This is a genomic window from Prolixibacteraceae bacterium, assembly GCA_019720755.1.
GTDB lineage: Bacteria > Bacteroidota > Bacteroidia > Bacteroidales > Prolixibacteraceae > Halosquirtibacter > Halosquirtibacter laminarini.
This window is the reverse complement of sequence record CP081303.1, coordinates 1,681,488-1,704,601: the sequence shown is the minus strand read 5'-3', so window position 1 is coordinate 1,704,601 and position 23,114 is coordinate 1,681,488. Positions and strand designations below refer to the sequence as shown.

Below are 23,114 nucleotides of genomic sequence, written 5' to 3'. Positions count from 1 at the left end.
CTGGTTGCCCTATTTTAATATTCCTTGAATTTTAGGTCTGTGCTAAGAATTTATAACACTAATTGTCTCTAATCACGTTAATTATAATAGTATTTTGAATTTAATAAGTCCCATACAAGAATCTTTTAGTTCCATAAAACAGAATAAAACAAGAAGCGTACTCGCAGGATTTGGAGTTGCATGGGGAATTTTTATTTTGATTTTATTATTAGGTGCAGGAAATGGTTTTCAAGAAGGAATACTTCAATTGTTTAGTTCTTTTGCAAAAAACAGCATGTTTATGGTTCTTCCATGAATTGCGTATATGAACAAAAAAACTGGTAAACATATTCTATAGTTATTTCTATCCAAAAACTCTATAGATCATGAATACCAGTAGTATATTTCATTGTCTAGGTTTACAAGACCAACAATTATTATCCACAACTTATGTTGGGGATACCTTTCACTTTGATGTTAAGACAAACTACATTGTAGTCGCTGTAAAAGATTGCACGTTATTTGTTGCGGAGTTGTTAGACGTAGTTTTTAGGGGGGCCAATGATAGGCAAGAAGAAGCGTGTTATTATCATAGATGTTCAACGCCATTATTGTGAAAAATGCAAGATCGTACGACAGGAACATTTAAGGTTTGCCAAAGAGCAGAAGTCCTATATTCGCTCTTTAGAGAAGATGGTTTTACTTCTCTCTTCACATATGACGATTCAATCAATCAGTCGACTTCTAGACCTTAATTGGAATATTATAAAAGAGATCATTAAGTCGCACTTAAAATCAAAATATCATTCTCCTAGGCTAAAGGGGGTGAAACATATAGCAATCGATGAATTCGCAGTGAAGAAGGGATATATATATGACTTGTGTATATGACTTAGATAAATGAGTCGTTTTACATGTAGGAGAAGGTAAAGGTTCTGAGGCATTGGTTTCTTTTTGGAAATGGATAAAGATCAATAAAGTCCAAATAGAGTCTGTTGCCATTGATATGTCACCTGCCTATATTCTTTCAGTAAATACAAATGCTCCTAAAGCTACTATTGTATTTGACCATTTTCATATAATAAAGAAACTAAATGAGACTATAAGTAAAATAAGAAGTGATCTAAACAACAAAGAGAAGGATAAGGTTATCAAGAAAAACTTAAAAGGAAGTCGTTGGCTATTGTTAAAGAATTCAGAGAATCTCAACCTTAAGAATGAGGAAGACTCAAGACTTGAAAAAGGATTAGAAACGAATACCACTTTGTTTTATGTATACTATCTGAAAGAAGAATTGAGGGAGCTATGGAATCAAAATAATATTGGAGACGCTTCAAAATTCCTTAAACAATGGATAGAAGAGGTAAATGAGACTGGAATACTTCAGCTTAAGAAAATGGTAGAACTATTAATCAAACACAAAACAGGAGTTCTGAATTGGTATAAGTGCCATATCTCTACTGGTCCCTTAGAAGGCATAAATAACAAGATTAAAACCATCAAAAGACAAGCATATGGATATCGTGACTTAGATTTTTTTATGCTAAGAATAAAAGCAATGCATCAAAATATATACGCAAAAGATGGATGAACCTAAAAAAAAAGAGTTTAGAAAGGCGAATGTAATTCAAAGTATGAGTAGAAAAGGAAACTGCTGGGATAATGCAGTAGCTGAAAATTTCTTTAAGATAATCAAATCTGAAATGATTGATCATAGACACTATTACTCTAGATTTCAGGCAAAGACAGAGATATTTCATTTTATTGAAGTTTGGTATAACAGGAAAAGAATACACTCAAAATTGGGATACAGATCGCCATTGGAATTTATGGAATTATATAATCAATGTGCGGCTTAACTTTTTGTCCGGTAAAAAGTTGCATATCCACTTTTTCTATGCGACACAACAAGATCTGTGGAAATCCGTCTGATCCGTTGAATCTGTGGCTAAAACTCCTTCACCTCTTCGCTGTGCTATTAAAACCTGTTTCATCTGTGTCCCATCCCGTGCGCATCGACCCTTCTACAGGTTCTGGATCAAAGCTTCAAAATCTTCCGTTAATGCAACCTCTGATTTAAAGTCATACAGCGTAAATTTTCTGACCGTAAAATAACTTTTCCAATAATTTTGTTTCGATTGGATGACTTTAATCAGCGCATTGGAACGATCTCTTTGCGCATTATTGAGTTGCAATACCTCTATATTTCCGTTACGAAACCTTTGACTAGTTACTTCATAGCCATCCTCCGCAATTTGTTGTGATCGTTGCGATGCCTTTACCTTCGCATATTGCAAATTGAACTCCATCACTGTGGTCAAAACATTTTGTTCAAAATCGATCTGTGATTGCTCTACTTTGATTCGATTGACTTCTTGTCTTGACTTAGCCATTTCAACCCGACCTTTTCGTTTTCCCCAATCCACAAGTGGTACACTCAGGGTAACAGCAAAACTCTGATAGTCATCAAACTTTGGCTGATATACGTTCGGCACCGAACCATTTACCGGAACATTATTTTTATAATCATAACTTCCATCGGCTTTATTAATTCCATACGATAGATTAAGGTTTGCCTGAAAGCGTTGTTCCGATTTGACCCTAGCCACATGAGATTGATCATTCAATAGGGTCAACTCATTTTGGATCATCAAAACATTCGATTTTCTAGCATGATCTAAAGCCAGACTCTCTTCAATACGTATGGAATCGACGCTTGGTAGTAACACCTTAATCTCCTTATCCTGCGACAACCTTAGAAAGGATAGTAGCTGCACCCTACTCTTTTGCACCCTCACTTCCCACTCTTGCAAGGCAATAGATTGGTTATTCAACTGTAGCTCTAGTTGCAACAGCTCATCTTTTTCAATCGTACCAATGTTAAATCGTTTATGGGCAATCTGTACCATCACATTGGTTTGATCGTAATTATATTTTGCATTCTCAAGATTCTTTTGTGCCAAAGCATAATTAAAGAAATAGTTACAAGTAGTGATATATACTCCCTCTAGATTACTTAGATATTCTCTTTTGGCTTTCTCATATTTCTTTGGTTCTAACAGACGATTCCATTTCAATCGATTATATCCAAATAGCTTTTGTGAATAACCGATACGATAAGGACGGGAAGCATATTGAATGAACTCTTGATCCCCTAGGTTCTGGTTTCTATCCAAAGAACTTTCTAGGAAAATAGACCCTCCAGTAAGCCCAACATTCTGTCGTAAACTTAAGGACACATCAGAATTAAGATCCTTGGTATGTACATAACTATCGGTCTTGGTCACCGAATTGTAACGCAACCGATTGGAGTTATTATAAGATACTAGGTTCGATTTCAAAGTGAGTTCAGGCAAAAAATCTGCTTTATAGGTACGGTATTCCCAATAGCTAGATAGGAAGCTGTTTTTGTTGATAAAAACAGATAATGAATTACTTTTTGCCAATCGACATGCTCCATCTAATGTCAAGATAAATGGTTCTTGTTGAGCAAAAACAAAAAAGGAAGAGAACATCAATCCCAGAATACAAATGCCTTTTATATTTTTCATGAATGATAAAATTAGTCGTTAGATTTACGGTTTAGGTAGTAATAGCACAACGGCACAAAATAGAGACTTACAAAAGTCCCTAACAACATCCCTCCTATAATAACTAATGCCAAAGGACGTTGTAGAATACTTCCCATATCGTCTCCTATAAGAAATGGGAAAAGCGCCAATATGGTCGTAATACTGGTCATCAAAATTGGCTTTAATCGTCTATGGCCTCCTTCTTCAATAGCCTCTTTTAATCCTCGTCCTTGTTTTCTTAATTGGTTGATTGTATCGATCTTTAATATCGAGTCGTTGATAATAATACCACACATCACAATGATTCCGATCATTGCCATGAGATTTAAGTTCTCTCCTCCAAGCCATAATAAGAACAAGGCTCCTGCGATATCCATTGGAACTTCCAATAGAACAATAAAAGGCTGTGTAAGACTCTCAAACTGTGCTGCAAGAATAAAGTAAAGAAGACATAAAGCAATCAACAGCACCATCAACAACTCTTTTATCACCGCTTTGGCTTTCATTATACTTCCTCCAAAAGAGCAATTCATCGACTGCTTATCTCGAACCTCTTTCTTCAGAACCTGCGCTAAAGCAACCTCATCGTAATCACCCGTAGATTGAAATGCAACGGGAAATATTCTCCCACTCCGATTTCCATAATAGGTTTTAAAATTGGTCTTCTGTCGTAAGGTGACCAACGAAGAGACAGGAATTTCAATATTCTTTTGGTTCCTTATCTTAAGCTTTCGAAGCACCTGTTCCATCGAGTGCATTTTCCCACTGATAACAATAGGAATATATACAGAACTACTACGAAGATCTTCTATCTTAAAGCTTTTTAGCACGGTCTTCAATTTATTAAATAACGCCATTTGCCCCACACGATATAATACCAAACGCTCTGGGATAACACATATCTCCACATAGGTTTCACTCGCAAAAGGAGGGATCAATCCAAATGAGAATTGTCGATTCAAATGAGCAACAAATCGATTCAGACTATCCACATTGACTTTATCCATCTGTCTTTTCTCCTCTAAATTCATGATAAAAGGAGCTTCTTTCCCTTCAAACATTTGGGTAAAACCAGATGGAGGGATCGATACACTGTAGCTTGCACTAGGATATTGAAGAGGGATAAATCGATTTATCTCTTGTTCAAATGTGCTTTTATGCTTCTCTTGTCGCAATTTAAAATAGATAATACACTCATTCTCGGCCAACTCCAAATCATTATGATGTAGGTATTGCTGCGTTCCGATATAGCTATCGGTATGCTCAAGATAGGGTGCCACTTTTTGAAGTAAATCCTCTACCCTGCGTCTGTTCTCGTCAATATTTATCCTTTCATTCCAATCCACACGAACCAATAGTTCATTCTCATCTAAAACAGGGAAGCGTTCTTTCGGCAGGATATAAGCGAATAAAGCAGAGAGCCCAATAAGCAAAAGAAAGGCAACAAACATTCCTTTGCTATGGTCAAAGACCCAATGCCACCCTTTCTCATAAGCATCCGATGAAGAGAATATCGCAAAACGATTCTTCTTCTCTTGCTGCTTCTTGCGCCCTCTCATCCATATCAATCGATAGAGTGTTGGGATCAAGATAATCGATACCACCAAAGAAGAACTTAATCCTATAGTGACCGCCATCGCTTGATCGTAAAATAGAGCACCAGAGATTCCACTCAGATAGATTAATGGTAGAAAAACAGCACAGGTCGTTAATACAGACGATATAAGAGGACGAATGACCTCATGGGTACCATTACCACATGCCTCCATAAGATCGTCTCCCATAGACATTCTTTGGGTGATATTATCAATCACAATAATGGAGTTATCGATCATCATTCCCACTCCTAAGATAAGCCCGGACAAAGAGATAATATTAATCGAGATCCCCAAAAGATAGAACAACAACAAGGAGATAACCAATGAAATAGGAACACTAACGCCAATAAGCCAAGGTGATCGACCATCTTTTAAGAATAAGAACATCACCATAAAGGCCAACAGTGCGCCCCACCATAAGCTCTGAAATAGATTACTCATGGCATATTTAAGAATTCCTGTTTGATCTCTTACTTTGGTGATCTCTATAAAGGGATACTCTTTGGCTATTCTTCTTAAAAGACCATCTACTTTTCTGGACATATCCTCCATTCTAGCATCGGCCTGTTTGACTATAGCCATCGACACCCCCTCTTCTCCATTGGTCATAAACAGTCCACTACGACTTCGAGCACGCATCTCTACTTTGGCAATATCTTTGAGCTGTAGAAGATGTTTATTCACATTTAGATAGATATCCTTCACATCCTCTATTTGATGTAAACCATTAGAAAAATGAATATTATATTGATATTGACCATCTTTCACTTGTATCGAACCAAACCCTCTATTATGTTCACTGATGACCCGTGTCAGCTGCTCTGTTCTTAATCCCAATGATTTCATCTTTTCGACATCAGGAGTAATCGATATCTCTGGAAACATTCGGCCCGTCATATCTACCATCGCCACTTCTGGTAGTTGTTCTATTTTCTTTCTTATCACATTAGACACCGTCTCGCTTAGATCCAGAATATCGGTTTCATCGACCCCCTTTTTCTTTAACGAAGCATTCAAATAGAAAGCAGGGATATCGGTAGAAGAGGCTTTCATAATGGCAGGACGCTCAAAATCCTTAGGCATATTACGCATCACCATATCCACCTTCTCATTCACATCGATAAAAGCATAATTCAGATCCCTACCATACGAAAAGCGTAAAACAATCGATGCCAACCCATCTCTTGTTTCGCTACGAAGACTTTCTAAATAGGGTAATTGATTCAATTTACTCCTAAATCTAGTTACCACCTCATTCTCTAACTCTAAAGCCGTTTTATTTTTACCATTCAACTGTATGGTAATAACAGGTATATCGACATCGGGGATAAGAGAGATAGGTAGCTTCTGTGAAGTTACCAATCCCAACATAAGAATCGCAATAAACGACATAATTACTGCGATGGGTCTACGTATTAAAAAATTCACCATAATATCTCGTTTTTACGCTTTCTTATTTTTACCTACGTTCATAAATATGGGTAGGCTGACAAACACTGCTATCAAACTAAACAACAAACCACCCATGGCTCCAAGTGCCAATGCAAACCAGAAGCCCTTATCTTGACTATCTATCAAGAAAGGCAACAAGCCCAACACCGTAGATACAACAGTCAAAAGGATGGGAATCACTTTTTTATGAAAGGCATGTAGATAACAAGCCAATGCTTTACGCCCAGTAGAAAATCTCATATGGTTGTAATCATATACTATATAAAGGGCCGTGTTGACCGTGATTCCAGACAAAAGTATCATCGAAGCATAGCCTCCTTGATTAAATGGAAACTCAGTAATGGTAAAAATCGAAAAGATCCCAATAAACGAAAGGGGGATCATAATGATAATCACCAGAGGTTGAAGTAACGATTCAAGAAGAATAGCACAGATAAAATAGATAATTACAGCCACCAGAAACAGTAAGCCATACTGCTTTTTATCTTTGGCATTCCATCTCCATCTTCTATTGACACTCTCCTCAACCCTATAGCCTGTAGGAAGCTGTTCACTGATCTTCTCTATAACGTCTTCTCTGTACATCTTACTGAAACTATGATCGCCAATAAACTCATAGTCTATACGCATAATATACTCTTGGTTCTTTTTCTCTATACTACCTGAAGTAAACTGCTTACGGATGTTGGCCACCTCTTTTAGTCGTACTCCTTTGGTCGAGCTATGCTTTAGTAGCATATGCTGAATATCCCATATCGGAACCGCATCTTTTAAACTTGGTCTTAAAACCATCGATCGATAATCAGCCCCTTTGCCTACAGGAGGTAAATATTGCACTCCCCAGTGATGTTGACTTAATAGATAAAATAGGTCTCCGAGATGCAGGTTATACATGGCGAGTTTCTTTAGGTCGACATCCACCACATACTCAAATTTCTTATCCCTAATTCTCTGTTTATTTGCATGGACCACCACCTCTTTCACACGAATACTTTTATGCAGTTCTTTTTTGATATTGTTCCCAATCTTCAACAACACAGGGTAGCTCGTTCCCACAAGGGAGATTGATTGGTTTAAATTTCTTTCCGAGATATGATTGCTGAATCCTTGAGGATCTACTCCAAAAATACGGACATCCAAACTTCCTGTTTCTGTGGCTATTTGAATCAATTCATTTTTCAAAGACATGGGGAAAGCACCCTGTTCCTCTTCTTCCTTGAACTGTACCTCTAAAGATCCAAGGTTGGCACTATACACATGGCTGATAAATCGATCAATCTCGTGATACTTCTTCAGTCGTCTTTCAATCTTAAGAAAAGCATTATTCATCTGATCAAGAGTGGCACCATCCGGCATACTAGCATACATTCGCAATACAACCTTAGGATCTTCCCCTCTCGCATGGGTCTCAAAGTATTGAGAAAAGCGATATAACACCCCTCCTGCAATACGATGACACCATGGCAATAGATCTTGCTGAAAGAAGTTGCTCCCAATACTATTATTATAACTATTTTCGAACCACGACCGTTGGACCTTATCTTGCCCCCATCTGCTTTCTGGTTTCCCAATATGAGAAGGGATTAAGAAAAATGGAATTCCAAAAAGCAAGATCCAAAACGTTATCACACTCTTTCTGTAACGGCAGCCCCACAAGATAAAACGTTCATATAGATGCGATACCTTAACCACCCTTCGTAGTGCTCGATATGCTTTCACCGTATCACGCTTTTTCATCGGTACTTTATCCATCAATGCAGGAATAAAGAAATAGGCAATCAAAAGGGATACGGCAAGGTTAATGATGATCACCCACGAGAAGTCGACCAAATTCAATCGTTGGTTCTCTTTTAAGAAAAAGATTACCGACAAAGAGCCTATGGTGGTTAAAGTCGCAGCAAATATCGCCCAGAAGATATTCTCTTTGGATTGTCGTTTGCAGTAGTCAGCCATCACAATCGTATTATCAATAATAATACCTAAAGAGACCGTGATGCCAGCTAAAGAGTATAAGTGTATCTGTACATCAAAAAACAGATAACCGATCACCGCAATCGCTAAATTAACTATTAACGAGACGGTTATTACCAATAGATAACGCCAATCCCGACTAATAATCCAAACAAAGAGAAGCAAAATAAGTAGGGCGAGCCCCGAACGAAAAAGAATCTTATCACGCTCTTCTCTTAACGATTTAGAGGCGTCGTAACTTAAATCTAAAGACACACTCTCCGGTAAACTCTTTTGTATCTTCTCTACAGTTTTTAGCACCTCTGCCCCCAATTGTATCTGATTGGCTCCTTCACTGCTGTAAATATTGAGGTATATCGTGTTTAGTCCATTCAAACGGAAGTAGCCATAAGGCGGTGTATGACGAACCTTTACTTTCGCTACCTCTCCTAGTCGAACCATATGATCTCCATGCATCCCGACCACAATCTGATCCCAGTTAATTGTACCTTCCTGCTGATACGCACCCCCACAATAGCTAAATGCATGCCAGGAAGACGCTTTTTGATCAAGCCACTTAAATAGCCCTAGTTCTTCTTTATTAAAATGAACATATAGTGCATTCGAAACATCAACGGTAGTTAGCCCAAATTGACGAAGACGATCTGTATCATATTCCACACACCACTCTAAAGGCGTTGTTCCATTGACCTCTACAGCTTCCACTTCATCAATCTCACCAATGACAGATACCAAATAATCTTTGGCATACTTGCCCAATGCATCTTTACTTTTGGCCCCATTGACGGTATAGGTCATCAATAAAGGACGATCCTCATTTCTATTGTGATAGCCTCCGACCCTTGGACGAGAGACTCCATCAGGCAGTTTCGGATAAAGGGTGCGGAGTATCGAAGATAGTTCAAAACGAACTACATCCATATTCACCTCTTTCTTAAATACAAGACGTATGGTTCCCCTTCCTTTTTCCGACTCTGAGCTGATATCTTTTAAGCCATCCATCGTCGATAATACTCCCTCGATGGCAGTGGTCACCTCTCGCTCAATCACCTCTGCAGACACCCCTCTCCATTGAAAAGATACGCTAGCACGATTGCTGTCTCGTGATGGTTTTAATTGCACGGTTAGCTGCGAAGCCAAAGCCAAACCAACAATAGCAAGAACAATAAAGATGACATTAATTCTAAATGAATTTTTAACGTTTGCCATGCTTACTGTATTACCTCGATAGGAGTATCGTGTGCTAGATCAAAGTTATTAGAGACAATCACTTCGTCCCCTTCCGCGAGTTTGCCTTCTAGTATCTGAACATTCAAACTATTCTCTTCCCCAGGAGTTACATAAACCCATTTGGCTTTCTTTCCATTACGAACAAAGAGTACATTCTTATTCTGACGATACAATACCGCACTCTTGGGGACCACTAGACAGCGAGCCCCTTCACTTTGGACGATCACATTGACATTCATCCCATCGATCAATTGATGTTTCGAATTATTCACTTTCGCCCTAATATGAACCATCCCAGATGCATCCACTCTTGGATCAATCGCAGCAACCGTACCTATTAGCTCTAAACTCTTATTGGCAAAAGGCACCACCTTGATTTTTTCCCCTTTAGAGATCTTATTGTATTCTCCCTCTAAAATGGAGAAGTCCACCCAAACCATATGATCATCCACCACATCACAACACTTTTTATAGCTAGATGCAGGGTTATATACTTCGGCCTGTAGATCTGATATAACACCATTTAAAGGAGAACGAACCTCTCTATCTCTATAATTTATCTTAGCTCGTTTTAAAGCAATGGCTGCACTGTTAAACCCACTCTTGATCTTAATCATTTTAAACATTACAGGATCTATAGTCGCAGTATCCTTGGTCGTAAAACCATACCCAAGCAACTTGTCCTCAAGGGTAATACAGGCTTTATCATATTGTAGTTGTGCTTCATCCAAGCGCATCTTAAGCTGCTCTGACGAGACCGTAGCAATCAAATCGCCTCTCTTCACCCTTGTTCCATTCACCACATGAAGTGCTACAATCTGATCTTTGGCCTTAAAGGGAACAGCAGCTTTTCCGCAAGCATGTACGATTCCATTACTTAATAGTTCATGATGAAACCGGCTCTTTACCGCCTTCTTTACCTTCACTTTCGTGACCTTATCCACAGTTAAAGCCGTTTGGCTTTTCAATTCACTATCCTCCTCTTGTTTCGTAGAACACGAAAACAAAGACATCAAAAGAAAAGAACTCAAAAGAATATGTAATGAGTTACCTAAGTTAGTTTGCATAGTTATTATCAGTTAGTTTGAATACATCTTTATTGTATAGCCAAAGCAGTTCGTCTATAAAGATATAAGCTAAACTTATAAAGTTGATATTTTTCGAAAATAATTATCTGTCCTTTGGTATAAACTTTTATCTGGTATAAAAATATCTTGCGTAATGAGAGAAGAATCTGTTATTATTACATATGGATAACCAAACCGATCAGCAGATAATGGTAAGTCTTCATAAGTAAAATAATAATTAGACCTCAATTTTTCAACTTCCTTATAGGCTATCACTTCTCGCTTATTATTAAAATGAAACAATATTACGTAGTTATCCTCTGAGTACAGATTAAAATAATATAATGCATGGTCTATACAATAAGAACATTGAGGAATAGTTAGTTTTAAGATAACAAGCTTATCATTATCTATCAATTTTTTCAAACACAGAGTATCTCCATTGACATCTTCAATAATTATATTAGGCATTAATTCATTAGTTGAAGCATCTGCAATACTATCTTTGATAACACACCCTTGACATCGATCATTTTTGTATCCTAAATATAGTCTTGATTTTTGTATATAAATGTATATGAAACAACAAATAATAATTAATAATAATCTTGTTAACTTCTTATTCATTGGGCTAGTCTTTCAGTTTTGTAAAAACGATAATGGGATTGTTATCCATGCTCAATTCCCTAACACCATATCTGTGAAATATCTTCATATAATTTTGAAATACAGCTTTATCAGCCTTCTTGATTTGCTGACCAATTTCCCAAATAGCTTTAGGTGATATCGCCGAAATAAATCTATCGTGAGAGTAATAGTTGAATGGAAAAAAAAACAAATGTGTTTCATCGCCTTGTATACGATTACAATCAATCAATGATGCGCTTTTCTTATCATACAACATATGAATTAGCTTACCATTACTCTCATATGTAAAACATAGATAAGAATTTGTTTCTAAATGAGAACCCAAAAAGTAAGACAAATAGTTTTTACGAACTTTTTGATCAAACTGATAGGTTGAACAAGAAATAGGCACTTTACCGTGGATACTATTTTTTCCAAAATCAAGAAAATACCGGGACTTAACTGACTTAGGACCTATGCTATATATCGTATCTGACAATATCGGACTGTATGAAACTTGATTAAGCGAAGACATGCAGCCATTCTCCATCATCATATGAACTTTTGGATAGACAGGCTTAAACATTGGACCAACTTTTAGGATCGCTCCTTTTCTATTGACAATATAAAACAAACGATTCTCTAACTCTCCTAGATGTTTGTTTTTTTGATTCCAAGCATATAAAACAATATTTCCATCATTTAATATACTAAATTCAAGATAGGCAACATTAATGTCGATATACCCTAAAAACTTTCCCTTGGGATTATATCGAAGGAGCTTTCGCAATGGAGGACTTGAAATCAATATCTCATTATTACATTTATCCACATGTACTCCTGACAACTTGGTATATTCTCCTGGACCTCGGCCTTTCTTCCCTATTCGATTTAGAAACCGACCTTTCATATCAAAAACAAATATCGCTTGGGACACCCTCTTGTCGATAACATAAATCAGATCATTATGTATACGAATATCGGACACAGCCCCTATAAGACATTTTTTATTCGTTTCAAGAGGTACTGCATAAATAGAATCAACTATAGAAGAAGCATCAATAGTCTCTCCATTTAATCTTTCTGGTACATGAATGGTCACCAGACTATCTGTGCTTAATTTTAGAACCTCGACGTCAGATAACTTAAGATCTTGTGACGTAAAGCCACCAAAATTTACTTTACTACTACATCCAACGAGTAGGACACTCATTAATAGGGCTAATTTTCTCATTAGTTTAGTTTTTATATATAGCCTTACCTAAATAAGGCTATATAGTTTTTTAACAATCTCCGAACCAACCAATACAATCATATGTTGTATAACTATCACCGGAATTATATGTTCCTGTAATCGTAGTACCACCATTACTTACACTTAATGAAGATGAAGATCCAGAATTTGTAATTAGAGTATACTCTCCAAATCGGTACCAAACATCAGGACCTGGGTTTTCTGCATCGGCCATTGCGACATTTCTAATAGCATCTAAATCTAAATTATTATAACCGTTTCTTGTAAAACTAAAATTAACACTTACTAAAATTGCGATTACAGCAATAGCTGCAATAAAAAATTTCTTATTCATCTTTTTATTTTTAAAATCAATTATAAGAGGCGACTAAGCCTCTTTTTTATACTTTAGATGTGCTGGTATATCATTTCACAACACAGATCTTATTGATCTACCTCAATAAAAAATTATATCTTTGCCATCAACCTCCTTTCTTTTTTTAAGATGAGGTCTACAGAACAGAAGCTTCGCTCCAATTGGTCGTTGATGTAGGCTTCTGTTCTTATTCATCTTTTATGGTTTATATATCCGAGGGAATAACTCGACCTCTTATTTTCAATTTCTCCATTCCTTTTTCACTATTACAAAATACCATTATAGTTTTTGTAAAACTTCCTGGATATTTGGCATCATATGTAACTTTAATCAACCCTGTTTTATTGGGTAAAATTGGATGCTTTGTCCACTCGGGCTTAGCACATCCACAAGACGACTCTACATATTTAATAACAAGTGGTTCAGATCCAGTATTCTTACATCTAAACTCGACTGATCTAGGAATACCCTGTTTTAAATCTCCCATATCCACAAAGTCTTGACCAAATTGTATTTCAGTAGTCAAGGTCACACTACATGACATTGATGAATAGTAAACGTATACAATAACACCAATTGTTACGCTAAACATTATTACAGCTAATGAAAAAACATTTTTTTGCATATTTTTAATACCATTTTTGTTTGCCATCTTCGTATGTAAAAATCCGCTCTGCACCATCCTGTGGCCACCTTAAATTCTTTAATAAGAGTAGAGTATTGTTCGGGACATCGTGAAATGGTAACGAAGACCTGTTGCCTTCTTTTACTCCTAGACTCCTCCACCCATTCTCCCAATAGAATAACTCAAAACTATCATTCATTAATAAATCACTTTGAATTAATGGATAGAAACTCACCGCGTCTACCTTTTCTTCAGAATGAAAATCTATACCGACCCATGAATCATTTACTGATGTCCCTCTTAATGAAACTTTGTTCTGTGTAGAAACAATGCCATCATATATATTACTAAGTTATCCATCATGTATATTATTAGATTTAATTATACTTCCTTCTAGTCTTATCAACTTACCTTCACTGTCTTTCTTATAAAATTCCAAATTAGACAATCCTATTTCTTTATTTGAGCATGAAAACAATAATCGGACATATCGACCATAAGCGCTACGTTTTAAATGGATAAAATTATTTTCATATAACATAGTATCTGGGATATTATAAATGATTGTCCTTTTATTAAACGACGAATCGTTAGCAATCTCAAACCTACTTCCCTTTAATAACCTAATTCCATCACCCAATTGAGGCTCTTGTGGTAGAACTTTACTTACGACAATACTTCTCTTGTGGATACTTGCAGTAAGTTCTTTGACACATCCATATTCATCCAATAAGAAAGGGTTACTTGCGGGTAATAATTTTCCATCCTTACAGATACATGGAAGGTATACAATATCTCTACCCATATCAATAAAACTGGCTTTATTATTAATGATCTTTCCATATTGAACAGGATGCCACCTTCTATTTCCCCAAACACACAAGTAACAATAAAATGTTGCATCTGGCAGTGTATCAAACAACTTAATATTTACATTTGTTGTATTGAAATATTCAGTTGAAACATCCAATAGTTTTCTATTTCTGAATAAATGCGGTATATTATTCTTACGAACCCTTTTATCTTGTAAAGGACCAATAATATGATCAGAATATGTATACCTATACACCTTAGGCAAACGAAACTTCCCCCATTTTCGATCCCAAGATCTATTATTATATAATATTTTATATTTCCATCTCTCTTCATCCCAAAATGGTTCAAATGCATAAGATGCTCCATGTTGAATAATTACATTCCAAGAATGATTTCTATTTCGATTCCCCCAATGAGGAACAAAATCTGTGGCACAAGCAACTCCTAAAGAACGAAATAACATCATATTATACCAACACCGATCTTGACAACTTCCTCTCTTTAGTTGTTCAAAATCATGATACCTTAAAAGAGAAATTTCTTGTACTGAATTATAGTTATGCTTGAAATATTTATAGTGAGACAGTAGTTTATCACATGCTGATATTAAACTATCAGGATAGTACTTACTAAAATGATCTTTTTCTCTCTCATAGAAATAGGATCGCCAAGATTCAAGTGATTTCCCGGTGGTAACTCTATATGGTAAAATATATTCCTTAAATTCATTAAAAGTCACCTTAGAGCCGTATGGATTTTCTTTCCATGCACTATAGGCTAGGTCAATATCCTTAATGAGGAAATCTGCTGTCAAGAACTTATAATCATAAAATACCTGATTACGATCTTTACCCCTACGATGTCGTGCCTTATGCTTTTTCCACTCTGATATCAGAACTGAATCAATATTGTTCCCCCTATAAGTACCATGTAAATAATTTGCAGTATCTAAAAAGAGTTTATATTCATGAAATCGCGATGTATCATACGCAAAGTGACCTCCTATATTGCGAATTAAAAACTTAGCTGCCTCATATTTCTCTTTAATACTATCATTTTTAAAGTGATCTAATACTTTCTGCAATTCACCTCCATTCGTTCCAGCTTGATTAATTACCCGCTGCTCTGGAGATAAACAAGAAACACAAATCAATATACTAATTATTGGTCCTAAATATCTCATTTCCTCCTTGTTTTAATACACGAATCAATAGAATCCATTCTTGAATCAATCAATCTTGGTATCACATTCCCTTTCGATGACTTTACAGCAAAAACGCGCCCCACAATATGATCTTCTGGAACCAAACCCCAATTTCTGCTATCCAGACTGTTGTGTCTATTATCTCCCATCATAAAATAATAATCCTGCTTGCATATATATTTTTCGCAATATCTTCCATTTACGAAAAGAGAGTCATTATGAATATGAACCGAGTTCTTTTCATACACTTCAATCATTCGTTTATATCTATAAATATGATCTCCTTTGATCTGAAGCGTATCACCTTTCTTTGGAATATAAACAGGACCATAATTATCCCATGTCCATGAAATAGGATGGTCACCAAGAAAAGGGTAGGTACTATGGTTAACAAATGTTTCTATATATGGTGAAATACGATCCAGCACACCACAATCAATCAATGTCTCTATGCCAGTTCTCTCCGACTCAGTCAAGAGTACGACATGATGCCCATGCCATCTTTTGAATTGGTTATTAGAGATGAATGATAACCACTTTTTCACTTTAAGTAGATCTTTCACATAGATATGGTACCACCTTTTTGTATTAAAATGTGCATCATATATCATGGAGTTCAAATAAATATCACCTTTTTTAATCGATAAACTATCACCAGGTAGACCAATACATCTTTTTACATAAAGAGGCCTGAACGATAAAGGAAGGAACATGGAAGTCTTCAACAGGATATCTCTCTTATTTACAATAGAGCGACGCTTCATATCATAAAAATTATCAAAAGGTGTATCCACAAAAACAGTATCTCCCTCAGGAAAATGAAATGCAATAACACTCCCTCGTTGAATACCCCTAAATTTTGGCATACGTATCGACATGCCTAGAAAACGAACCGTCTCTCCATAACCCAATTTATCGACATAAATTCTTTCCCCCGGCAATATGGTAGGTAACATTGAAGCAGAGGGAACGATATAGCTTGATATGCCTATTAGATTGACTAACCTTCCTATAACCACCATGAAAATGACAGTATAAAGACCAACGGTACAATATTTTTTTAACCTATCTATTTTCATCTTCCACGTTATTGATCATTCCTATTAATTCATTTCGCATCTCTTCAATCGCCTTGGATTTAACTTTCATCTTTTTAGACAACAATTCATTCGCAATCTCAACGAATTGTTTATCCTCACCAGTATATTGATATAGTTTAGCCAATAAATATTTCGGATAAAATTTATGAGGGATCATATACCATGAATCCCAATATAGAGTCTCCGCTTGCTTTATTTCTCCAATTTGTTGATAACATTGACCTAAAGTCATACTCAAAATTGGATCACTACGTAAACTAGAAGCATGAAGTAATATTTGCTTTGCTTCATCGTACTCCTCGTTCATTTGCAAACTCTTCCCATACATTTGACACAACAAGCCATCGTCAGGAAGTAACCTATTAGCATGTTCATACTCCTTATTCGCATCATCATAAACGCCATACCTATACAGGTCATACGCTTCTTTCCATGACTGATATCCCTTAAAACTTCTCCAGGTTGCAGAAGATAAAAATGGTATCAGGATTAACATCATAACACCTAGAATATGTCCAACAAATAGTGGGTATTTTGACTTCCAACATCCCAATGATAATACAAATGGATATCTTTGGTTATTGACGAGTAGTACGGAAAGAATCAACAACTGAACGACCATAGGAGCAATATCTAAGGTGTAGGAGAACATACTAAATACGAGAATGGAGATGACACCACCTTTTAATGTAGTATTCAATCCATTAAAAGATGTAATATGCCCCTTTTTACGACCATACCATATCGACCGGAAAAGTAAAATAGATAATACGAATCCAACGCCCCCTAACGACACCAAGACTCTAACAATCTCATTAAAAGGGGCATCTGGAGTTCCTGCAACCAGTTCCTCAGACACGGTCCCTTTTCCTTCTTTAAACCATTCCGCTTGATATGTTCCATAATGAGCCTCAAACCCACTGACACCCCACCCCAGTAGTGGTTTGTCTTTTATCATCTCAGTCGATACTCTCCACATTAATATCCGACCATCAGCCGACCCTTTCTTGGTCAGATATAATAAATAACCACCTAAAAACAGGAATAACACCATGCCCATCATTGCAATAAATCGGATTCGTTTAGATGGCCATTGAAAAAGAAGTTTAATCTTATTATACTGAGATAAAGTCCTTCTAAAAGAATAAACCATATATAGACAACCAATAATCATCCCAATAAATGCTGCGCGCGATTGAGTTGAAGGCAATAATATGACAACCAAAACCAAGATCAGCTGTGATAAGTAGTTAAGCATTACATCTCGGTTCGGGATCTTTAATTTATAATTTCCAAACTTCACCAAATAGTCTATCTCACAATCACTTGCTTTATTCTTTTTAATACGTTGTTTGGTAATCCAATATATTCCAAGGGATAATGGCACACCACTCATAATATAACCTGCATATGGACCAGGATTGTGAAAAGAACCTGTAACTAAGAAATGGGAATGAAATGAATTTGTAATTCCCAAAATTTGCAAGAATCCATATATACAAAGACATAATACAAATAGTAAATACAGCACGAGAACATGCTCTACATATTTTGAACGAACAAAGCCCCTTAAGGCAATCCAAGAAATAAAAACCGAACTGATTTTCAACACAGAAACATATTGGGAGGCATCACACCGACTTAATATATATATATACAATAGAGAGGCAAAACAATCTACCCAGTATACTCTATGCTGTGTCTGTCTTTGTGTCATTAAATAGAAAGCCATACATGTAAGAAGAAGAATGGACACCGCTGACAAGTACACCCATTTAGATGTAACAGTACCATTCATCATGGAATGACAAATAACCTGACTACAACACAGTAATGCCCCAATCATCATCAGTGACAGACTTTCTCGTAGATATGTAAGACTCTGTTTTATCATCAAATTTTAGTTGTATTTAAATCAAATATTAGTTGCACTTTCCATTTCACTACCTTTAATAAAACAATTGCTTCCCATCTTTATAAATAAACGGTCTTTCCCAACCTTTTCCTTCTTGCGGAGAATGAACCCAATAAAAGCCTCCAAGAGGCACATTTTCAAATTTTAATACTCCAGTGCTATCTACCTTGTCGATCTTAGATATCGTAATCCATTTATCATCCCAATAAGACAACTCATAATAACGATCCGGTCTTATTTTAAAGTTTTTCTTCTCATTATATATTCTATCAGATATGATTGTTCCTCGTAACTCCTTGCCATCTAGTGAAATCCAATCATCATCATCTTTTGTATTCTCCCATCCAAAATAGTTTGATTGAACCTCTTGATAATTAGTTAAAGTTAAATAGGATATTATACGACGTAACTGACTATATGATATTGGTTTACATTTGGGTACTCCGACAATCCTTAGTAAGATAGAATGATAGTTCTCTAAAAAACGAGAGATCTCAGAGAGCAAGGTATTGCCAGTAATAATAGATAGTGTGACACCAACAAGTACAAACTCTAAATCATGCTTCTTTCCTCGTGAATCTCTAGGATCAACTAAATTTTCTTTCAAATATTCATAGTATTCCTTAACTTCGTTTTTTTAGTCATCTTAAAGGTTTTATATGTTTGTTGTAATTCAAATAAAACACTTTTTGATGACTTTTTTAGTTTTTATGGAAAAGCCCTGTCCACTTATATTCATCTACTCTGTTTTCTAAAATCTCACTAGATCTAACCTTTGCACACCCAACAAACAATACTACAGTTATAACACTAACTATAAACCTCTTATTACAATCAACTATCATCTAATCATATTTATTAAAGCATAAATAATTAATTATCATCAGCCCAATAATAAAATTGAGTCACTTACGGCTTATAGATATCTAAAAACCACTAATACAATAATGTAATGAATTGCAAATTAAATAACATCATTAACATAAACCAACACTAATAAACAAAAAAAAATATCACTAAACACAAAACAACCTCATTAACTGCACTATATACAATACATGCTATTTGACATTTATTTTTTTTATGATATTAAATGAAATAAATGTTAAATACACTATTTACAACTTAAATCATAATAATTGAACAATAGTTCATGGGATTGTACTATAATACTATTAATTGAACTATAATTAATTCGAAATTGACAACAGATTTGTATTCAAGATTAAGCGTTGAGTAGTGAAATTGTATTTATAACTCACTGTATACTAGGAACAACTAGGAAGAATGGAAACAGACAATCGTATTTCCATCTATACCTATTTCTTGTCCTAAAGTAAGTTTTGTTGGCTCTTTCCGAAACTTAGTGGGTAAATTAATAGTTATATGATTATAAAAACATAGCAATCATGAAAGATTTATTTACAGCCGCTTTGCATATTGAGGATCCATTTTATATTGATTACTTAGAGTTTAATTCATCAAAAAAACGACTAGATGTTCATGTTTCATTTAGAAGAGGATCTAAATTTAGTTACAAAGGAGAGTGTGATTTAAGTGTACATGATACGAGAGAGAAACGATGGCAACATTTAAATTTCTTTGAAAATGAATGTTTCATCATCGCTAAAGTACCAAGAGTAATAACAAGTTCTGGTAAGGTTGTCACCTTACCTATGAGCTGGGAGGGAACAGTGAGTGGTTTTACACTACTGTTTGAGGCGCTCTTATTACCCCTACTTAGTAATATGCCAGTACATAAAGTATCGAAGCTTACTGGAGTCTATGATGATAAATTATGGAGATTACTGACTAATTATGTTGAGAAGTCTAAGTCTACAGAAGATTATTCTGATCTTGAAATTATTGGTATTGATGAGACTTCATGTAAAAAAGGGCACAACTATGTAACACTATTTGTTGATCTTAAGAAGCGAAGAACTGTGCATGTATCAGAAGGTAAAGGATCTGAAACCATAGCATCATTTTGTGAAATCATCCCACATAAGAAAGAGCAAGACAAATCAATTGAGTCTGATTGTATCAAACAAGTTAGTTGCGATATGTCACCATCTTTTATTAGCGGGGTTCAAAAACACCTACCTAGAGGATACTGAAAAAGTCTTATTCTTTTGTGTTTAAGTTATTTATCTAATTTATAGTTGTCATTTAGTCCTAGAGTTTTATCTTTAAAGCGATAAAAAACCTTGCATTTGATGATTCAATATACTGCTACAAAACAATTATCTATAGAAGAGTTCCAACATCCATTTGGTAAATCATTAAACCCCAATAATAAATGGGTCTTATTGAGTAATGCAATAGATTGGGATCTATTTGCCACCTATTATTATGAAAAGATGAGCCGTAAACGAGGTGCACCAAGTAAAGATGCACGTCTGGTATTAGGTTCTTTGATCATAAAACATATGTGTAATTTATCTGATCAGGCTACCATTGAAATGATACAAGAAAATATCTATATGCACTGTTTTGTTGGACTTTCCTCTTTTTCTTGGGATCCTATTTTTGACTCCGCTTTATACTCTAACTAACATGTGATTTTCAGCAATATGATATTAATTTAGCATGGTTTTGTTAATAGAATCTACTCAAGATAGTAAGCTATAGTAAGCAAACATTAACAGTATATTAGCATAATTCACTTTTTATATCGTGAATTTTTGATGGGTGATGTTTTTTGTATATTATAAATATTTAATTATTAAGGTTTCGTGGATTAATCGAAGCGGAACTTTAAAATTCGATACCACTTGCAATATAATTTGTAATTGTCTTTGGTTGTGAAGATGTGATTTGATTTTGTTTTGAAATAAAATGGTGAGTTTCCATTTAAATTAATTACACTTTCTGTTTTTGAAATTGGTGGTAAGTTTTCAGCTTGGATGTATTCTTTAGATTTCTTTATTCTCATAACATCATTATATTTATTTCCTGTTGATTGTTTTAAATGTAATGTGAAAGATTCCTCTTCTAAAAGAGATTCCAAATTTTCATATTTTAGAATAGAGGGTATTGCAATATCAATAACTCCGAACATATCCTCAAGAAGTGATCTTAAGCATTTGAAATAAATAGAATCGAGAGCTTTTACTATCTCTAAGTATTTCGACCTATTGTTTACGAAATAATCGATCAATATTTTGGAACTAGTTGTTTTATTAAATACGTGTTTTGCTTGTTTTGGGATTACAATTTCAGAAGACATAGAGTCTTTGAGTTTTGTTATATCTATCCAGAAACCTTCTTCTGATTTATTACTCATTACTATTAAAATAATAGGTAAATCAAAAGATTTGAAGTATTCTTTATTTTTTGTTATATCAACAGTTACAAAGTTCTTGTCTTGTTTATGTTCTTCTATTTCAAGAATACTAATTCCAAATTGATGATTAGTTGTTTTTTCATCTTTTATAACCTCTACAATTCCATCAATGCCATTCTTATGTGTATCGAAACGGTGAAATAGGACGTTGTTGTTAGCAATGTACTCTTCGAATATATCAATATTGGTAAAAAAGTTATTTCCCATTTTTAAGAAGGTATTTTTGAGCGTTATGAAATGTGTTTTTATAATACTCTAATTCTGTGTTTTTTAAACCTAAATAATCCTCACAGTAAGTGAATGTCCCATATTTAAAGCCTGCAATTGCATTTTTGTGCCCTAGCTTGTTTAATGATTTGAGATACTCTTTATCGTTTAGCTTAACACCTATTGCGCTTATAAATTCTATAAAATTATTTGCTTGGAGTAATCTATCGATGATCGAATCAATTGATTTACTGAATCTTTTTATTAATGTATATATGGGTTTTAAATTTTCATCATCAATAAAATCTAAAAAGACTTCATTATAAGGCCTTTTAATAATTTCATTATTAATAATTGAATTAAGAGTCTCAATGTTAAAATCGAAAACATCTGAATCTGTAACATAGAACGATATTGTATTAGAGGTCGTTTCATGAAGACGATCTTTAATGTTAACAATATACGCTTTCTTGAGCGAAGGAATGTATACAGCACCATATACTGGCATTGGATGTTGTCCCCAATAATCTCTATGGTTTTCAATTTTTATAGTACATAATTGAGTACTTGATTTAAAAAATGATTCACCAGATTTCACTTGAAAGGCAACAAATTTGCCTATACCTTCTCCTTTTTTATTTGTTTGTTCAATAATTATATCGATTCCTTTATCATTTTCTCTCTTTATTTCACGAAAAATTTTACCTGACTTCGATATTATACGATTCATGTAGATAATTCCGAGCCTCTCTGTTGAGTTAGATATTTTATGTTCCATATTAAACTATTTATTGT

Annotated in this window: 21 protein-coding genes; 6 read left to right on the top strand and 15 right to left on the bottom strand. The window is 35.0% G+C overall.

Annotation, left to right across the window (positions count from 1 at the left end; genetic code table 11):
- Nucleotides 1-94 precede the first annotated feature (94 nt).
- From K4L44_06915 to K4L44_06900, 4 genes are all read left to right on the top strand, one after another.
- Nucleotides 95-295, top strand: a complete 201-nt coding sequence (locus tag K4L44_06915) for a hypothetical protein (protein ID QZE15558.1) — start codon at nucleotides 95-97, stop codon at nucleotides 293-295.
- Between the two features lie 245 nt (nucleotides 296-540).
- Entirely contained in the window at nucleotides 541-870 is a 330-nt protein-coding gene (locus K4L44_06910) for a hypothetical protein (protein ID QZE15557.1), read from the top strand.
- A 52-nt stretch (nucleotides 871-922) separates the two neighbouring features.
- Complete coding sequence (locus K4L44_06905; GenBank protein QZE15556.1) at nucleotides 923-1,570, top strand: ISL3 family transposase; 648 nt, start codon at nucleotides 923-925, stop codon at nucleotides 1,568-1,570.
- Complete coding sequence (locus K4L44_06900) at nucleotides 1,563-1,838, top strand: integrase core domain-containing protein (GenBank protein ID QZE15555.1); 276 nt, start codon at nucleotides 1,563-1,565, stop codon at nucleotides 1,836-1,838. The genes K4L44_06905 and K4L44_06900 overlap by 8 nt, the downstream gene beginning before the upstream one ends.
- A 165-nt stretch (nucleotides 1,839-2,003) precedes the next feature.
- Here the strand turns inward: K4L44_06900 and K4L44_06895 are convergent, their stop codons facing one another.
- The 13 genes from K4L44_06895 to K4L44_06835 form a co-directional block, all read right to left on the bottom strand.
- Nucleotides 2,004-3,530, bottom strand: a complete 1,527-nt coding sequence (locus K4L44_06895; GenBank protein ID QZE15554.1) for a TolC family protein — start codon at nucleotides 3,528-3,530, stop codon at nucleotides 2,004-2,006.
- Nucleotides 3,531-3,541: 11 nt separating this feature from the next.
- Nucleotides 3,542-6,580 (bottom strand): efflux RND transporter permease subunit, encoded by a 3,039-nt coding sequence (locus K4L44_06890; GenBank protein ID QZE15553.1) that lies wholly within the window; start codon nucleotides 6,578-6,580, stop codon nucleotides 3,542-3,544.
- A gap of 12 nt (nucleotides 6,581-6,592) precedes the next feature.
- Nucleotides 6,593-9,781 (bottom strand): efflux RND transporter permease subunit, encoded by a 3,189-nt coding sequence (locus tag K4L44_06885; GenBank protein QZE15552.1) that lies wholly within the window; start codon nucleotides 9,779-9,781, stop codon nucleotides 6,593-6,595.
- A gap of 2 nt (nucleotides 9,782-9,783) precedes the next feature.
- Entirely contained in the window at nucleotides 9,784-10,869 is a 1,086-nt protein-coding gene (locus K4L44_06880; GenBank protein ID QZE15551.1) for an efflux RND transporter periplasmic adaptor subunit, read from the bottom strand.
- A gap of 75 nt (nucleotides 10,870-10,944) precedes the next feature.
- Entirely contained in the window at nucleotides 10,945-11,496 is a 552-nt protein-coding gene (locus K4L44_06875) for a hypothetical protein (protein ID QZE15550.1), read from the bottom strand.
- A 4-nt stretch (nucleotides 11,497-11,500) separates the two neighbouring features.
- On the bottom strand, nucleotides 11,501-12,730 hold the full coding sequence (locus tag K4L44_06870) for a 6-bladed beta-propeller (protein QZE15549.1): 1,230 nt from the start codon (nucleotides 12,728-12,730) through the stop codon (nucleotides 11,501-11,503).
- A 49-nt stretch (nucleotides 12,731-12,779) separates the two neighbouring features.
- Nucleotides 12,780-13,085: a hypothetical protein gene (locus K4L44_06865; protein ID QZE15548.1), complete on the bottom strand. Its 306-nt coding sequence runs from the start codon at nucleotides 13,083-13,085 to the stop codon at nucleotides 12,780-12,782.
- Nucleotides 13,086-13,311: 226 nt separating this feature from the next.
- Complete coding sequence (locus K4L44_06860) at nucleotides 13,312-13,731, bottom strand: DUF1573 domain-containing protein (protein QZE15547.1); 420 nt, start codon at nucleotides 13,729-13,731, stop codon at nucleotides 13,312-13,314.
- Between the two features lie 4 nt (nucleotides 13,732-13,735).
- A complete protein-coding gene (locus tag K4L44_06855; protein ID QZE15546.1) occupies nucleotides 13,736-13,930 on the bottom strand; it encodes a hypothetical protein in 195 nt (64 codons plus the stop codon).
- Nucleotides 13,931-14,083: 153 nt separating this feature from the next.
- Nucleotides 14,084-15,730: a hypothetical protein gene (locus tag K4L44_06850; protein QZE15545.1), complete on the bottom strand. Its 1,647-nt coding sequence runs from the start codon at nucleotides 15,728-15,730 to the stop codon at nucleotides 14,084-14,086.
- The gene (gene lepB / locus K4L44_06845; protein ID QZE15544.1) at nucleotides 15,727-16,830 is read right to left on the bottom strand and encodes a signal peptidase I; all 1,104 of its coding nucleotides are present in this window, start codon (nucleotides 16,828-16,830) and stop codon (nucleotides 15,727-15,729) included. The genes K4L44_06850 and lepB overlap by 4 nt, the downstream gene beginning before the upstream one ends.
- Nucleotides 16,817-18,328 (bottom strand): O-antigen ligase family protein, encoded by a 1,512-nt coding sequence (locus tag K4L44_06840; GenBank protein ID QZE15543.1) that lies wholly within the window; start codon nucleotides 18,326-18,328, stop codon nucleotides 16,817-16,819. Before K4L44_06840 ends, lepB begins: the two co-directional genes overlap by 14 nt.
- Nucleotides 18,329-18,800: 472 nt before the next feature.
- Nucleotides 18,801-19,373 (bottom strand): transposase family protein, encoded by a 573-nt coding sequence (locus K4L44_06835; protein ID QZE15542.1) that lies wholly within the window; start codon nucleotides 19,371-19,373, stop codon nucleotides 18,801-18,803.
- Between the two features lie 802 nt (nucleotides 19,374-20,175).
- On the opposite strand from K4L44_06835, the gene K4L44_06830 reads away from it, so the two are divergent.
- Both K4L44_06830 and K4L44_06825 read left to right on the top strand, forming a co-directional pair.
- Nucleotides 20,176-20,883, top strand: coding sequence for a transposase (locus tag K4L44_06830; protein ID QZE15541.1), 708 nt, complete (start codon nucleotides 20,176-20,178; stop codon nucleotides 20,881-20,883).
- Nucleotides 20,884-20,982: 99 nt separating this feature from the next.
- Nucleotides 20,983-21,321: a transposase gene (locus K4L44_06825; GenBank protein ID QZE15540.1), complete on the top strand. Its 339-nt coding sequence runs from the start codon at nucleotides 20,983-20,985 to the stop codon at nucleotides 21,319-21,321.
- A 185-nt stretch (nucleotides 21,322-21,506) separates the two neighbouring features.
- Here the strand turns inward: K4L44_06825 and K4L44_06820 are convergent, their stop codons facing one another.
- Entirely contained in the window at nucleotides 21,507-22,319 is an 813-nt protein-coding gene (locus tag K4L44_06820) for a DUF4365 domain-containing protein (GenBank protein ID QZE15539.1), read from the bottom strand.
- Nucleotides 22,309-23,097: a DUF4365 domain-containing protein gene (locus K4L44_06815; protein ID QZE15538.1), complete on the bottom strand. Its 789-nt coding sequence runs from the start codon at nucleotides 23,095-23,097 to the stop codon at nucleotides 22,309-22,311. The genes K4L44_06820 and K4L44_06815 overlap by 11 nt, the downstream gene beginning before the upstream one ends.
- Nucleotides 23,098-23,114 lie beyond the last annotated feature (17 nt).

Bases quoted from the DNA above. Each gene is read 5' to 3' on its own strand.
- K4L44_06910 (QZE15557.1), top strand. From the start codon at position 541: ATGATAGGCAAGAAGAAGCGTGTTATTATCATAGATGTTCAACGCCAT.
- K4L44_06900 (QZE15555.1), top strand. From the start codon at position 1,563: ATGGATGAACCTAAAAAAAAAGAGTTTAGAAAGGCGAATGTAATTCAA.
- K4L44_06895 (QZE15554.1), bottom strand. From the start codon at position 3,530: ATGAAAAATATAAAAGGCATTTGTATTCTGGGATTGATGTTCTCTTCC.
- K4L44_06890 (QZE15553.1), bottom strand. From the start codon at position 6,580: ATGGTGAATTTTTTAATACGTAGACCCATCGCAGTAATTATGTCGTTT.
- K4L44_06885 (QZE15552.1), bottom strand. From the start codon at position 9,781: ATGGCAAACGTTAAAAATTCATTTAGAATTAATGTCATCTTTATTGTT.
- K4L44_06880 (QZE15551.1), bottom strand. From the start codon at position 10,869: ATGCAAACTAACTTAGGTAACTCATTACATATTCTTTTGAGTTCTTTT.
- K4L44_06875 (QZE15550.1), bottom strand. From the start codon at position 11,496: ATGAATAAGAAGTTAACAAGATTATTATTAATTATTATTTGTTGTTTC.
- K4L44_06870 (QZE15549.1), bottom strand. From the start codon at position 12,730: ATGAGAAAATTAGCCCTATTAATGAGTGTCCTACTCGTTGGATGTAGT.
- K4L44_06865 (QZE15548.1), bottom strand. From the start codon at position 13,085: ATGAATAAGAAATTTTTTATTGCAGCTATTGCTGTAATCGCAATTTTA.
- K4L44_06860 (QZE15547.1), bottom strand. From the start codon at position 13,731: ATGCAAAAAAATGTTTTTTCATTAGCTGTAATAATGTTTAGCGTAACA.
- K4L44_06855 (QZE15546.1), bottom strand. From the start codon at position 13,930: ATGAATGATAGTTTTGAGTTATTCTATTGGGAGAATGGGTGGAGGAGT.
- K4L44_06850 (QZE15545.1), bottom strand. From the start codon at position 15,730: ATGAGATATTTAGGACCAATAATTAGTATATTGATTTGTGTTTCTTGT.
- lepB (QZE15544.1), bottom strand. From the start codon at position 16,830: ATGAAAATAGATAGGTTAAAAAAATATTGTACCGTTGGTCTTTATACT.
- K4L44_06830 (QZE15541.1), top strand. From the start codon at position 20,176: ATGAAAGATTTATTTACAGCCGCTTTGCATATTGAGGATCCATTTTAT.
- K4L44_06825 (QZE15540.1), top strand. From the start codon at position 20,983: ATGATTCAATATACTGCTACAAAACAATTATCTATAGAAGAGTTCCAA.
- K4L44_06820 (QZE15539.1), bottom strand. From the start codon at position 22,319: ATGGGAAATAACTTTTTTACCAATATTGATATATTCGAAGAGTACATT.
- K4L44_06815 (QZE15538.1), bottom strand. From the start codon at position 23,097: ATGGAACATAAAATATCTAACTCAACAGAGAGGCTCGGAATTATCTAC.